This is a genomic window from Burkholderia aenigmatica, assembly GCF_902499175.1.
Classification (GTDB): domain Bacteria; phylum Pseudomonadota; class Gammaproteobacteria; order Burkholderiales; family Burkholderiaceae; genus Burkholderia; species Burkholderia aenigmatica.
On the sequence record NZ_CABVQC010000023.1, the window covers coordinates 1 to 13,267 of the forward strand.

Annotated in this window: 10 protein-coding genes and 2 riboswitches; of the genes, 9 read left to right on the forward strand and 1 reads right to left on the reverse strand. The window is 68.7% G+C overall.

Going from position 1 to position 13,267, the window contains the following annotated elements; translation table 11 throughout:
• A partial coding sequence (locus BDO18943_RS17845; protein ID WP_175023433.1) for a c-type cytochrome occupies positions 1-327 on the forward strand: 327 nt, incomplete at its 5' end.
• Positions 328-438: 111 nt separating this feature from the next.
• Here BDO18943_RS17845 and BDO18943_RS17850 read toward each other — a convergent pair.
• A complete protein-coding gene (locus BDO18943_RS17850; protein ID WP_175023434.1) occupies positions 439-2,526 on the reverse strand; it encodes a UvrD-helicase domain-containing protein in 2,088 nt (695 codons plus the stop codon).
• A gap of 298 nt (positions 2,527-2,824) precedes the next feature.
• On the opposite strand from BDO18943_RS17850, the gene BDO18943_RS17855 reads away from it, so the two are divergent.
• From BDO18943_RS17855 to BDO18943_RS17890, 8 genes are all read left to right on the forward strand, one after another.
• Positions 2,825-3,532, forward strand: a complete 708-nt coding sequence (locus tag BDO18943_RS17855) for an SGNH/GDSL hydrolase family protein (RefSeq protein WP_175023435.1) — start codon at positions 2,825-2,827, stop codon at positions 3,530-3,532.
• Positions 3,533-3,768: 236 nt separating this feature from the next.
• Complete coding sequence (locus BDO18943_RS17860; RefSeq protein ID WP_175023436.1) at positions 3,769-4,821, forward strand: oxidoreductase; 1,053 nt, start codon at positions 3,769-3,771, stop codon at positions 4,819-4,821.
• A gap of 158 nt (positions 4,822-4,979) precedes the next feature.
• The gene (locus tag BDO18943_RS17865; RefSeq protein ID WP_175023437.1) at positions 4,980-5,342 is read left to right on the forward strand and encodes a hypothetical protein; all 363 of its coding nucleotides are present in this window, start codon (positions 4,980-4,982) and stop codon (positions 5,340-5,342) included.
• A 114-nt stretch (positions 5,343-5,456) separates the two neighbouring features.
• A riboswitch (glycine riboswitch) is annotated at positions 5,457-5,558 on the forward strand.
• Positions 5,559-5,592: 34 nt separating this feature from the next.
• Positions 5,593-5,726: riboswitch (glycine riboswitch) on the forward strand.
• Between the two features lie 84 nt (positions 5,727-5,810).
• Positions 5,811-6,929 carry a glycine cleavage system aminomethyltransferase GcvT gene (gene gcvT, locus BDO18943_RS17870; RefSeq protein WP_175023438.1) on the forward strand — a complete coding sequence of 373 codons (1,119 nt, stop codon included), beginning with the start codon at positions 5,811-5,813 and terminating at the stop codon, positions 6,927-6,929.
• 117 nt (positions 6,930-7,046) lie between these two features.
• A complete protein-coding gene (gene gcvH / locus BDO18943_RS17875; protein ID WP_043184996.1) occupies positions 7,047-7,427 on the forward strand; it encodes a glycine cleavage system protein GcvH in 381 nt (126 codons plus the stop codon).
• Positions 7,428-7,570: 143 nt separating this feature from the next.
• Positions 7,571-10,498, forward strand: coding sequence for an aminomethyl-transferring glycine dehydrogenase (gene gcvP / locus BDO18943_RS17880; protein WP_089449684.1), 2,928 nt, complete (start codon positions 7,571-7,573; stop codon positions 10,496-10,498).
• Positions 10,499-10,649: 151 nt separating this feature from the next.
• Positions 10,650-11,786, forward strand: coding sequence for an alginate lyase family protein (locus tag BDO18943_RS17885; RefSeq protein WP_089449683.1), 1,137 nt, complete (start codon positions 10,650-10,652; stop codon positions 11,784-11,786).
• Between the two features lie 30 nt (positions 11,787-11,816).
• On the forward strand, positions 11,817-13,205 hold the full coding sequence (locus BDO18943_RS17890) for an L-serine ammonia-lyase (RefSeq protein ID WP_089449682.1): 1,389 nt from the start codon (positions 11,817-11,819) through the stop codon (positions 13,203-13,205).
• Positions 13,206-13,267: the final 62 nt, after the last annotated feature.

The window sequence follows — 13,267 nt, forward strand, 5'->3', positions numbered from 1 at the left end:
AGCGCGCAGATCGCCGCCGCGCAGGCCGCGATCGCCGCGATCCCGAAGGCCGGAGAAGCGCCCGCAGCCGCTGCTGCCCCGGCCGGCGCCGACGCCGGCAAGGCGCTGTACACGTCGACCTGCCAGGCCTGCCACGCGGCGGGCGTGCTCGGCGCGCCGAAGTTCGGCAGCAAGGAAGACTGGGCGCCGCGCCTGAAGGACTCGATGGATACGGTCTACAACTACGCGCTGCACGGCAAGGGCGCGATGCCGCCGAAGGGTGGGTCGAGCGCGTCGGACGCCGACGTGAAGGCCGCCGTCGACTACATGGTCAACGCGGCGAAGTAAGCCCACCCGGCCGTCAGTAAAAAACCCCCGCGACGCACACGCATCGCGGGGGTTTTGTTTTGCCGGCGGACCACTGGATCGCCGGAACACCGCGCGCCCGGCGGCGGCGCGTCACTTCTGCAGCAATGCCTTCAGGCTCGCGAGCCGGTCCTTCGGCGACATCGGCGCCTCTTCCGGCGTGGGCGGCGGCGCCTCGTCGAGCCCCATCTCCGGGATGAAGCGCGACGGTTCGCACACGACCGTCTCGCGCGCCCGCTTGCGCTTCTTGCACCAGTTCAGATGCAGGCTGCGCTGCGCGCGCGTGATCGCGACGTACATCAGCCGGCGCTCCTCCTCGATCCGCTCGTTGTCGATCGGGCCGTCGTCCTCGGAGCCGCCGCGGTGCGGCATGATGCCTTCCTCGACCCCCACCAGGAACACGTGCGGATACTCGAGCCCCTTCGACGCATGGACGGTCGACAGCCGCACGGCGTCCGGATCCTCGTCCTTGCCCTCGAGCATCGACATCAGCGCGACGGTCTGGATCAGGCCGAGCAGGTTCTTGCCCGTATCGGCAAGCCCGTCCGCGTTGTGAAAACCTTGCGCCTCGCCGTCGACGGCCTCCGTCTCGGGCTTGGTGCCCTTGCGCTTCAGCCATTCGAGGAATTCGAGCACGTTCTGCCACTTCGACTGCGCCTGCCGCTCGTCGAACGCGTCGTACAGGTACGCCTCGTAGTGGATCGCCTCCATCATGTCGTCGAGCACGGCGGTCGCGGGATCCTTGTCCGCGCGCTCGGTCAGGCGCTGGATGAAGTCGCAGAACATCCGCAGCGGCTCGACCTGCCGAGCGGACAGCCGCGCCTCGATCCCGCCCATGTACACGGCCTCGAACAGCGACACCTTCGCCTGCCCCGCGAACGAGCCGAGCGCCTCGAGCGTCGTGTTGCCGATCCCGCGGCGCGGTGTGGTGACCGCGCGGATGAATGCGGGATCGTCGTCGGCGTTCGCGATCAGCCGCAGGTACGCGCACAGATCCTTGATCTCGGCCTTGTCGAAGAACGACTGGCCGCCCGACAGCACGTACGGGATCCGCTCGCGCCGCAGCACCTGCTCGAAGATCCGCGCCTGGAAGTTGCCGCGATACAGGATCGCGTAGTCGCGGAACTGCGCGCGCCGCTCGAACTTGTGCGCGGACAGCCGGAATACGACCGATTCGGCTTCATGCTCCTCGTCGTTGCACGGTGTGACGGTGATCGAATCGCCCATCCCGTGCTCGGACCACAGCTTCTTCTCGAACAGCTTCGGGTTGTTCGCGATCACGTTGTTCGCGGCGGTCAGGATGCGCACCGTCGACCGGTAGTTCTGCTCGAGCTTGACCAGGTGCAGTTTCGGGAAATCCTTGCCGAGCTGCGCGAGGTTCTCGAGCGTCGCGCCGCGCCAGCCGTAGATCGCCTGGTCGTCGTCGCCCACCGCGGTGAAGGCGGCGCGCGGGCCCGCGAGCAGCTTCAGCAGCTCGTACTGGCACGCGTTGGTGTCCTGGTACTCGTCGATCAGCAGGTAGCGCAGCTTGTTTTGCCAGCGGTCGCGCACCTGCTCGTTCTTCGCGAACAGCTCGGCGGGCAGGCGGATCAGGTCGTCGAAGTCGACCGCCTGGTACGCATGCAGCGTCGCGACGTAGTTGCGGTAGACCAGCGCGGCCTGGTGCTCGTCCTCGGTGGCCGCGATCGTCATCGCTTCCTCGGGCATGATCAGGCCGTTCTTCCACAGCGAGATGGTGCTCTGGATCTTGCGGATCAGACCCTTGTCGGTCGTGCCGATCTGCTCCTGGATCATCCCGAAGCAATCGTCCGAATCCATGATCGAGAACTGCGGCTTCAGGCCGACGTGCTCGGCCTCCTGGCGCAGGATCTGCACGCCCAGCGAGTGGAACGTGCAGACGGTGAGCTGGTTGACGGGCACCTTGCGGCCTTCCTTGCCGGGCGTGGTGAGCGTCTTGCCCTCGAGCAGCTTCGACACGCGCTCGCGCATTTCGGCGGCCGCCTTGTTCGTGAACGTGACGGCGGCGATGTGGCGCGGCTCGAAGCCTTTGGCTTCGATCAGGTGCGCGATCTTCTGCGTGATCACGCGGGTCTTGCCGCTGCCCGCGCCGGCGAGCACGAGACAGGGACCGTCGAGGTAGCGCACCGCTTCGTTCTGGGCGGGATTGAGGCCTGCGGACATGATGGCGGATGGTGTTGCGGTTGACGGCGGAACGCCGGGAGGATGCCGTGCGCGGCAGGCTGGCGAAGCAGGCGGACACGCGGGCAGGACGGGCATGTTAACACGTCGGCGGCGTGCTTTTCTGGAGCGCCGCCGGACGGGGCCGCGCGGGCAGATCCCGCGGCCGCCCCCTGTCCGTTCGGCCAATCCGGCCCCGTTCGCGCACCGATCGGCCACAATATGTCCACCCGGCGGCGCCCCGCGCCGGCCCGCTTGAACCACCTGAATAAACCACCTGAACCGCCACCGGATCGACATCATGGGATACCCGTTCGCCACCGCCGCTCTCGGCCCGCTGCTGTTCGCGCAGGGGCGCTACGTGCGCCGCGTCACGCCGCGGCTGCCCGAGGCGGCTGGCCCGCGGGACGGCGTGGCGGGCGACGGCCCGCCGCTACGCGTGCTGGTGGTCGGCGATTCGGCCGCCGCGGGCGTCGGCGTCGCGACGCAGCGCGACGCGCTGTCCGGGCAACTGGCGAACGTGCTCGCGGCCACCCATCGCGTGAGCTGGAAGCTGCTCGCGCGCACGGGCCTCACCACGCAGGAGCTCGTCGACTGGCTCGCCGCCGAGCCGGCCGAGCCGTTCGACGTGGCCGTCACGTCGCTCGGCGTCAACGACGTGACGGGCGGCGTGCCGCCGGCCCGCTGGCAGGCGCAGCAGGCCGAACTCGTCCGGTTGCTCGCCGCGCGCTTCCGGGTCGGGCACGCGATCCTGTCGGCGGTGCCGCCGATGGAGCGCTTTCCGGCGCTGCCGCAGCCGCTCGCGTGGTATCTCGGGTTGCGCGCGAAGCGGCTCAACACGGCGCTCGCCGGCTGGGCCGCCACGCAGCCGCACTGCACGTTCCTGCGCGTCGCGCTGCCGCTCGAGCGCCACCTGATGGCCAGCGACGGCTTCCACCCCGGTGCAACCGCCTGCGCCGCGTGGGCTGCCCAGGTCGCCGCCGCCGTCCGGCAGCGGGCAGCCGCATGACGCGGCGCAGCGCCCCGGCGCCGGCCGCTCACCGCGTGAGCCGGCGGGCAACCCCGCGCGTGCGGCAGGCGGGGGCCTGCGCAAATTGCCGGCGTTCCTTGCGCAAGCGCCGCGTCGCGCCGCGCGTTTCGCCCAAACGCGCCAGTGCAAGCGGCGGCGCCGTGCCAAAATAGCCGGTCGTCTTCGCGCCGTCTCGGCGCGCCATCCTTTAGTTTCGTTCGCAGCCAGGGATTGCCATGTCGTCATTGCTCAGGATTGGATTGATGGGTTTCGGTTTCGCCGGCGCGACGTTCCACGCGCCCGTGATCGCCACGAGTGGCCGCACGGAAGTCGCCGCGATCGCGACGGGGCAACCCGATCGCGCGCAGGCGGCGTATCCGGGCGCGCGCGTCGTCCCCGATCTCGACACGCTGCTCGGCCTCGACGACATCGAATGCGTGGTGATCGCCACGCCGAACGACACGCACTTCGCGCTCGCGCGCCAGGTGCTCGAAGCCGGCCGCCACGTGGTCGTCGACAAGCCCGTCACGCTCACCGCCGACGAGGCGCTCGCGCTCGCGCGGCTCGCGAACACGCGCAGCCGGCTGTTCGCGCCGTTCCACAACCGCCGCTGGGACGGCGATTTCCTCACCGTGCGCCGCATCGTCGAATCGGGCGAGCTCGGCCGGCTCACCTACTTCGCGTCGCACTTCGACCGCTTCCGGCCCACGCCGCGCACGCGCTGGCGCGAGGAGCCCGCTCGCGGCGGCGGCCTGCTGCTCGACCTCGGCCCGCACCTGATCGACCAGGCGCTCGCGCTGTTCGGCCTGCCGGAAACGGTCGGCGCGACCGTCAAGACGCGCCGCGACAACGGCACGGCGCCCGATTTCGTGCATCTGCAGCTCGGCTATCCGGACAAGGACGTCGCGCTGCATGCGAGCGCGCTGTCGGCGATCGAACCGGCGCGCTTCACGCTGCACGGCACGCGCGGCAGCTACCAGAAGTTCGGGCTCGACACGCAGGAGGACCAGCTCAAGGCCGGCCTCACCGCGGACGACGTCGAATTCGGCGGCGGCAACCCGCCCGGCCTGCTGCGCGTGCTCGACGGCGACGTCGAGGTCGAGCGCCCGGTGCCGACGCTCGACGGCCAGTATGCGGAGTTCTACCGTGCGCTCGCCGCGTCGATCCGCGACGGCGCGCCGTTCCCCGTCACCCCGCAGGACGCCGTCGACGTGATGACGATCATTGAGCTCGCCGCGCAGAGCGAGCACGACGGCCGCCGGCTGCCGTTCGTGCGCCGCACGATCTGACGCCGCGCACCGGCCGGCAGCGGCCGGCCGGCGCACGTGCACTTGGATCACCCCGAACATTCGGTTACAAATGCCGGGGGAACGAAAGTCAGCGTCCGACCGGTCTGACGCGTTTCTCAAAAAAGTCGATCCGACACCAATCCGTCAGGAGAATGTTGATGCAACGGTTGATTCGCGCGGCAGCGTGCTGCGTCCTGGTTTCCTCGCTTGCGGCCTGTATCGTGCAGCCGCAGCAGCCGGTCCGCCCGGCGCCCCCGCCGCGGCCGAATCCGCAGGTCGTCGCGAACGAGCGGATGCAGCAGATCCAGGGCCGGATCGACAACCTGCACCGCCGTATCGATGCGCGCGTGAACGGCGGCTACTACCCGCCGCCGTACGGCGCGCAGCTTCACCATCGTCTCGACGTGATCCGCCAGGAATCGAACGACATATCCGCGCAGCACAGCGGCGGCCTGTCCGGCGACGAGCAGCGCGTGCTGAACCAGGAACTCGACACGGCCGCGCGCGCGATCGGCGAGTAACGCGCCGGTGCCCGCCGGTGCGGAAAAAAGCGGTGGCACCGGCTGCCGCCGCTTGTCGCGAAGCGACATTCTTTTGCTCAAATTGACAAGGTCCACCCGCTCGCGTACAGTCGCCCGCACGCGTCGGGAGAGCGTGTAACCGGGCTGTTTCAACCCGGTTGCACCGCCGAAGGGGCACACCCGCAAACTCTCAGGCAAAAGGACCGACCGCGTCGGGGAATCCCGTCCGCGCATTGCGCGGGCCACACTCTCCCCGCACTCTGGAGAGCGGCAGTAGCCCGCAGCGCATCGGCTGCGCGGGCAAGCTGCCCACCGAAGGGGCGCGCGTTCGCCAGGCCAGGCCGGCAGCGCAATCTCTCAGGTATCGAGGACAGAGGGGCATGTACCGGATCGCTCGCAGGCCGTCGGCCTCGGTGGTCGGCACATGGCCGTTCTGATCCGCGCGCAAGCGCCTTGCCTGAGGCCTCGATGACTGCACTGAATCACACCCCGCTCAACGCCGCGCACCGCGCGCTCAATGCCCGCATGGTCGACTTCGGCGGCTGGGACATGCCCGTCAACTACGGCTCGCAAATCGAAGAACATGAAGCCGTGCGCACCGACGCCGGCATGTTCGACGTGTCGCACATGTGCGTCGTCGATTTCACCGGCAGCCGCGTGCGCGCGTTCTTCGAGCATGCGATCGCGAACAACGTCGGCAAGCTCAAGACGCCCGGCAAGGCACTCTACTCGTGCCTGCTCAATCCGCAGGGCGGCGTCATCGACGACCTGATCGTCTACTACTTCACCGAAGAATTCTTCCGCGTCGTCGTCAACGCCGGCACGGCCGAGAAAGACATCGCGTGGTTCAACCAGCTGAACGAGCAAGGCGGCTTCGGCGTCACGATCGCACCGCGCCGCGATTTCGCGATCGTCGCCGTTCAAGGCCCGAACGCCCGCGAAAAGGCCTGGACGACGGTGCCCGCCGCACGCGCCGCCACCAGCGAGCTGAAGCCGTTCAACGCCGCGCAAGTCGCCGGCACGCCGTTCGGCGATCTCACCGTCGCACGCACCGGCTACACCGGTGAAGACGGTTTCGAAGTGATCGTCCCGGCCGTGCACGTCGAAGCGCTGTGGAACGCACTGCAGCAAAACGGCGTGCGTCCGTGCGGGCTCGGCGCGCGCGACACGCTGCGCCTCGAAGCCGGCATGAACCTGTACGGCCAGGACATGGACGACACCGTGTCGCCGCTCGACGCGGGCCTCGCGTGGACGGTCGACCTCACCGCGCCGCGCGACTTCGTCGGCCGCGCCGCACTGGAAGCCAACGGCACCCGCGCCGCGTTCGTCGGCCTGATCCTGCAGAAGGAAAACGGCAAGGCGGGCGGCGTGCTGCGCGCGCACCAGAAGGTCGTCACGCCGCACGGCGAAGGCGAGATCACGAGCGGCACGTTCTCGCCGTCGATGCAGGAATCGATCGCGTTCGCGCGCGTGCCGGCGGCCGTCCAGATCGGCGACCTGGTCCAGGTGCAAATTCGAGACAAGAATCTTCCCGCGCGCGTGGTAAAACTGCCGTTCGTGCGCAACGGCAAGGTCCTCGCTGCGTAACGGCCGGGAGGCCCGCCTCCCGGGAAGCCGGGAGATGGCGCCCGGCGCAACACCACACCCGGCGCGCCCCGGCGGCGCGCCAGCAAAACGAACAAACCCTTTTATCAGGAGCATCCGATGAGCAACGTCCCGGCCGATCTGAAGTACACCGACGAACACGAGTGGATCCGCACCGAAGCAGACGGCACGCTGTCGATCGGCATCACCGATCACGCGCAGAACACGCTTGGCGACATCGTGTTCCTCGAGCTGCCGAAAGTCGGCTCGCAAGTGAAGGCAGGCGACGCGATCGGCGTCGTCGAATCGGTGAAAGCCGCGTCGGACATCTACTCGCCCGTGACCGGCGAAGTGGTCGCGATCAACACGGACGTGGCCGACGCCCCGGAAGACGTGAATGGCGATGCGTATGACGCATGGCTGTTCAAGATCAAGCTCGCAGCCGGCGCATCGACCGACAACCTGCTCGACGCTGCCGCCTACAGCAAGCTGATCGACTAACCCTCCCTGAATCGCGCGGGACGGGTCAGCCGCCCTGCCCCGCGCGGAACCCGGGCCGGCGTCAAGGCGCCGCTCGGGTCGACCGCAAAGCATGGGGCCCGAGTCGGCGCTGACGCGCTAGCCTGGGCCGACCAAGGAACGCCATGAAGCTCGAACACCCGGACCGCCTGATGAACCGCACGCCCCTCTCGCTCGCCGCGCTCGAAACGCACGATGCGTTCGCCGAACGCCATATCGGCCCCGACGCCGCCAGCCAGCAGGCCATGCTCGACACGCTCGGCTTCGCGTCGCGCGCCGCCCTGATCGACGCCGTGATCCCGGCCTCGATCCGCCGCGCCGAAACGCTGCCGCTCGGCCCGTTCGCGCAGCCGAAGAGCGAGGCCGAAGCCCTCGCCGCACTGCGTGCGCTCGCAGACAAGAACCAGGTGTTCCGCTCGTATATCGGTCAGGGTTACCACGACACGCACACGCCGGCCGTCATCCTGCGCAACGTGCTCGAAAACCCGGCGTGGTACACGGCTTACACGCCGTACCAGCCTGAAATTTCCCAGGGTCGCCTCGAGGCGCTCCTGAACTTCCAGCAGATGGTCGCCGACCTCACCGGCCTCGCGATCTCGAACGCGTCGCTGCTCGATGAAGCCACCGCCGCCGCCGAAGCGATGACGCTGCTGCAGCGCACCGGCAAGCCGACGTCGAACGTGTTCTACGTCGCCGACGACGTGCTGCCGCAAACGCTCGAAGTGATCCGCACGCGCGCGCTGCCGGTCGGCATCGAGGTCAAGACCGGTCCGGCCGCCGACGCTGCCCAAGCGAATGCATTCGGCGTGCTGCTCCAGTACCCGGGCGTGAACGGCGACGTGCGCGACTACCGCGCGCTCACCGAAGCGATCCACGCGGCCGGCGGCCACGTGGTCGTCGCGGCCGACCTGCTCGCGCTGACCGTGCTCACGCCGCCCGGCGACTGGGGCGCGGACGTCGCGATCGGCAACACGCAGCGCTTCGGCGTGCCGATGGGCTTCGGCGGCCCGCACGCCGCGTATCTCGCGGTGCGTGACGAATTCAAGCGCCAGATGCCGGGCCGCCTCGTCGGCGTGACGGTCGACGCGCAGGGCAAGCCCGCGCTGCGCCTCGCGCTGCAGACGCGCGAACAGCACATCCGCCGCGAGAAGGCGACGTCGAACGTGTGTACCGCGCAGGCGCTGCTCGCGATCATGGCCAGCATGTACGCGGTCTACCACGGCCCGCACGGCCTGAAGACGATCGCGCTGCGCGTGAACCGCATCGCGGCGCTGCTCGCCGCCGGCGTGAAGCAGCTCGGCTTCGCGACCGTCAACGACACGTTCTTCGACACGCTGACGATCGACACCGGCGCGCGCACCGCGCAGGTTCACGAATTCGCGAAGGCGAAGCGCATCAACCTGCGCCGCGTGAGCGACACGCAAGTCGGCGTGTCGGTCGACGAAACCACGACGCGCGACGACCTCGCCGATCTGCTCGCCGTGTTCGCGCAAGCCGCGGGCGGCACCGCACCGGCCGTCGACGCGCTGGACGCGGGCCTCGCCGGCGTCGCCGCGCTGCCGGCCGGCCTCGAGCGCACGAGCGCGTACCTGACGCACCACGTGTTCAACCGCCACCACTCCGAAACCGAAATGCTGCGCTACCTGCGCAGCCTGTCGGACAAGGATCTCGCGCTCGACCGCTCGATGATCCCGCTCGGCTCGTGCACGATGAAGCTGAACGCGACGTCGGAAATGCTGCCCGTCACGTGGCCCGAATTCGGCGGCATCCACCCGTTCGCACCGGCCGACCAGACCGTCGGCTACCGCGAGATGATCGACCAGCTCGAGCAGATGCTCGTCGCGGCCACCGGCTACGCGGCCGTGTCGCTGCAGCCGAACGCGGGCTCGCAGGGCGAGTACGCGGGCCTGCTGATCATCCACGCCTACCACGCATCGCGCGGCGAAGCCCACCGCGACGTGTGCCTGATCCCGGCATCGGCGCACGGCACGAACCCGGCATCCGCGCACATGGCCGGCATGAAGGTCGTGGTCGTCGCATGCGACGCGCAGGGCAACGTCGACATCGCCGACCTGAAGGCGAAGGCCGACGAGCACGCGAAGGACCTCGCAGCGATCATGATCACGTATCCGTCGACGCACGGCGTGTTCGAGCAGAACGTCCGCGAGATTTGCGAGATCGTCCATGCGCACGGCGGCCAGGTGTACGTCGACGGCGCGAACATGAACGCGATGGTCGGCCTGACCGCGCCGGGCCAGTTCGGCGGCGACGTGTCGCACCTGAACCTGCACAAGACTTTCTGCATCCCGCACGGCGGTGGCGGCCCGGGCGTCGGCCCGGTTGCAGTCGGCGCGCACCTCGCGAAGTTCCTGCCGAACCAGCGTTCGACCGGCTACACGCGCGAAGAAGACGGCATCGGCGCGGTATCGGCCGCGCCGTACGGCTCGGCGTCGATCCTGCCGATCTCGTGGATGTACATCGCGATGATGGGTGCGAAGAATCTGACCGCCGCGACGGAAACCGCGATCCTCAACGCGAACTACATCGCGAAGCGCCTCGCGCCGCACTACCCGGTGCTGTATTCGGGCCCGGGCGGGCTGGTTGCGCACGAGTGCATTCTCGACCTGCGTCCGATCAAGGAATCGAGCGGCATCACCGTCGACGACGTCGCGAAGCGCCTGATGGACTACGGCTTCCATGCGCCGACGATGAGCTTCCCGGTGCCGGGCACGCTGATGGTCGAGCCGACCGAATCGGAATCGCAGGAAGAACTCGACCGCTTCATCGCCGCGATGATCGCGATCCGCGACGAAATCCGTGCCGTCGAGGAAGGCCGCGCCGACCGCGAGGACAACCCGCTGCGTCACGCCCCGCACACGGCGGCCGTCGTCACCGCGAACGAATGGCCGCACGCGTACTCGCGCGAGCAGGCTGCGTACCCGGTCGCGTCGCTCGGCACGAACAAGTACTGGCCGCCGGTCGGCCGCGCGGACAACGTCTACGGCGACCGCAACCTGTTCTGCTCGTGCGTGCCGATGTCGGAATACGCATAACGCACGCCAGGCCAGGAGCCGCCCGATGGTGACCGCACCGCACGCAACCCGGAGTTGCGTGCGGTTTTTTTGTTCGCCGCTCGAACCGGTTCACGTTCGCCCGCCAATCCGGCTAACATCACACGCGATCCAGCCAATGAAGGAGTTCCGCATGGTGCGTCCGATGTTTCCGGGCCATGGTGCAATGCAAAGGCGGCCGCGTGCGCGCCGCTTCGTGCCGATGCTCGTCGCGTCGCTGTCATTCGCCGCTGCTGGCCTCGGCGCGGCCGGCAGCGCGCGCGCGGCGATGAATTTCTGCGCGGCGCCGGCACTGCAGGCGAGCGAGACGACCCAGGCCGAGCCGGGTGTCCAGGCGCTGATCCGCAGCGTCGACGCACGCATCGGCGAACAGCCGAAGGCGATGGCTCGGGTGCACACCGAGGGCACGCTGCCGCACGAAGGCATCTACGACCAAAGCGCCGCCGCGCTGAAGGATCTCGACCTGATGCGCGACGCGGCGCTCGCGTGGCGCGTGACGAACGCGCCGCGCTACCTACAGCTCGTCGACCGGTTCCTGTCCGCGTGGGTCGCGACCTACCAGCCGAGCTTCAACCCGATTGACGAAACGCGTTTCGACAGCCTGATCGTCGCGTACGACATGACCGCGAGCGCACTGCCGGTGAAGACCCGCAACGCGACAGCCGCGTTCATCGCGAAGCTCGGCGCCGGCTATGTCGCGCAGATCGACGCGCAGAAGCGCCCGCTCACCGGCACCTGGCGCAACAACTGGCAGAGCCACCGGATCAAGCTGATCGCGCTGTCCGCGTTCACGCTCGGTGATCGCAAGATGATGAACGCCGCGCAGCGGCTGTTCGTCGAGCATCTCGCCGACAACATCGGCCCGGACGGCAAGACCTGGGATTTCGAGGAACGCGATGCGCTGCACTACGCGGTCTACGACCTGCAGCCGCTGGTGACGGCCGCGCTCGCCGCGCGCCGCTTCAACCGCAACTGGCTGCGCGAACGGGGCGCGAACGGCGCGACGCTCGCGGTCGCGCTCGACTGGCTCGTGCCGTACGCGCTCGGCGAGAAGACGCACGAGGAATTCGTGAATTCGCCGGTGCCGTTCGACGCGAAGCGCCGCGAGGCCGGCCTGCCGGGCTACACGGGGCAGTGGGACCCGAAAAACGCCACCGAACTCTTTCATCTGGCCGCGCGGCTCGACGGGCGCTATGCCCGCGTCGCGCAACAGCTTTCCCCAACGCCGCCCGCATGGCTCGCCGCGTGCCTGCCATTGCAGGCGCGCTAGCATTATTCTTAAAGCAAGGCAGGAATCAACATGGCAGTCAGCGTCTTTGACCTCTTCAAGATCGGTATCGGTCCGTCCAGTTCGCATACGGTCGGACCAATGCGCGCGGCGCTGATGTTCGTCCAGGGCCTCGAGCGCGACGGGCAACTCGACGCCACGGCGCACGTGAAGGTCGAGCTGTACGGCTCGCTCGGTGCAACCGGCAAGGGCCACGGCACCGACCGCGGCGTGATGCTCGGCCTGCTCGGCGACGCGCCCGACACCGTCGATCCCGACACGATCGACGCGCGGCTGGAAGACGTCCGCAAATCGAAGCAGCTCGCGCTGCTCGGCACGCATCCGGTGCCGTTCGTGCTGAAGGAGAACATCGCGTTCTACCGCCAGGCGCTGCCCGAGCATCCGAACGGCATGAAGCTGCGCGCGTCCGACGCGGACGGCAACGTGCTGGTCGAGCGTACCTACCTGTCGGTCGGCGGCGGCTTCGTCGTGACCGCCGGCGCACCGAACACGAAGGTGCTGAGCGCGGCCGAGCAGATGACGCACCCGTTCCGCACCGGCAACGAGCTGCTCGCGCTGACCGAATCGACCGGCAAGTCGATCGCGCAGCTGATGTGGGAAAACGAGCGCGCGTGGCACACCGAGGAAGAGACGCGCGACGGCCTGCTGAAGATCTGGGCCGTGATGCAGTCGTGCGTGTCGCGCGGCTGCGGGATCGGCAACCCAGAGGCCGACGGCAACCTGCCCGGCCCGTTCCAGGTCAAGCGCCGCGCGCCGCAGCTGTACCGCACGCTGACGGGCAGCCCGGAGCGCGCGCTGCAGGATCCGCTGTCGATGATCGACTGGATCAACCTGTACGCGATCGCGGTCAACGAGGAAAACGCGGCCGGCGGCCGGGTCGTTACCGCGCCGACCAACGGTGCGGCCGGCATCATCCCGGCCGTGCTGCACTACTACACGCGCTTCACACCCGGTGCGAACGAACAGGGCGTGATCGACTTCCTGCTGACGGCCGCCGCGATCGGCATTCTTTACAAGCTGAACGCGTCGATCTCGGGTGCGGAAGTCGGCTGCCAGGGCGAAGTGGGCGTCGCATGCTCGATGGCCGCCGGCGCGCTCGCGGCCGTGCTCGGCGGCACGCCGCAGCAGGTCGAGAACGCGGCCGAAATCGGGATGGAACACAACCTCGGCCTCACCTGCGACCCGGTCGGCGGGATGGTGCAGATCCCGTGCATCGAGCGCAACGCGATGGCATCGGTGAAGGCGGTCAACGCGGCGCGCATGGCGCTGCGCGGCGACGGCTCGCACTATGTGTCGCTCGACTCTGTGATCAAGACGATGCGCGAGACGGGTGCCGACATGAAGACGAAGTACAAGGAAACGTCGCGCGGCGGGCTCGCGGTCAATATCGTCGAGTGCTGATGCCGGATCGGGCGGTCATGCGGGACGCTTCGACGTCTCGCATGACCGCCGGGCGCCTGCGG